Annotated in this window: 1 protein-coding gene; it reads left to right on the top strand. The window is 68.8% G+C overall.

Features of this window, described 5'->3' with window-relative positions; translation table 11 throughout:
• Positions 1 to 310, top strand: a 310-nt coding sequence (locus EV190_RS23520; RefSeq protein WP_208113235.1) for a hypothetical protein, incomplete at its 5' end; no start/stop codon positions are given.
• Between the last annotated feature and the right edge of the window lie 795 nt (positions 311 to 1,105).

The following is a 1,105-nucleotide window of genomic DNA, read 5'->3' as shown; positions in this document are numbered from 1 at the left end:
CCCGGTAACCACCGCTCGGCCGGTCGTCACGGCGATCGGAACCACCCCGGTAACCACCGCTCGGCCGGTCGTCACCACGGAACGAGGAGCGTTGCTGGTCACCGGAGCGGAACGGACGGTCTCCGCGACCGCCCCGGTAACCGCCGCGGTCACCGTCACGCCGGTCCGAGCGTTCACCGGAACCACGCTGATAGCCGCCCGATCCGCGGGACTCGTCATCGCGACGGGGACGGTCGCCGTTTCGGTTGCCGTCCCGTTCATCGCGGCGGTAGCCGCCGCGCGGGCCGGAACGGTCATCCTGACGCTCTGAGCCACCCCGGTAGCCACCCGAACGGTTCTCGTCCCGGCCCTCGTCGTCGCGACGGCGGGGATGGTCGTCCTCGCGGCGGTAACCGCCGCGGTCGTTTCGTCCGGAGCCTGCCCGGTTCCCGCCCCGTTCACCACCGCGACTGAACCGGGAGTCGCCTCGTCCGCTCGTCCCGTGGCCGCCGGATCGGTGACCTCCCTGGTTTCGGGCCCCGGAGCCGTCTCGGCCCCCCGATCGGCTGTCGTCAGTCATGTTCCGTCCGTAAAAAGTCAAAAGCGCTGCCACCTCTTCGTAGCAGCGCGGAGTGATTCGAGATCCACATCAACTCTACGGCATCTGCGGATCTACCTGGGAAACCGCCTGATTCCTGCTGGTAGTCCCCCTTGACAACGTCTCTGAGCATGTGGATCTTCCGTAGAGGGGACGACTGCGGCGATGGGACCCGCCTCTTCCGCTGGCTGGTCGTCCTCCCGCCCAGCGGCGGCGCGTCGCCCGGCTTCCCGCCGAGCGCACGCTCAGGTTGCCGGGGAACGCCCTCGTGTTCCGGCCCGGCTCTGGCGTCAACGGTACGGAACGTGTGCGGGGGAAAACCGAAGCACGCGCTGCCGGCGGCGGCTATCCCACAGGCCGCGAGAAGGGATACGTTCCCTCATCGCCGCGATCCTCTCCCCGCCCTCCTACTGCGGAGACCGTCCGGGAAACAAAAAAAGGGGGAGGGGCCGCACCCGACAGGTGCGGCCCCTCCCCGAAAAAAACGTACGGCGGCGTCCTACTCTCCCACCCCAGCACGGAGGCAGT

The organism is Actinorugispora endophytica (assembly GCF_004363075.1).
Taxonomy (GTDB): domain Bacteria; phylum Actinomycetota; class Actinomycetes; order Streptosporangiales; family Streptosporangiaceae; genus Actinorugispora; species Actinorugispora endophytica.
Note: the sequence above shows the minus strand (reverse complement) of the source record. Positions and strands in the feature narration are given on the sequence as shown.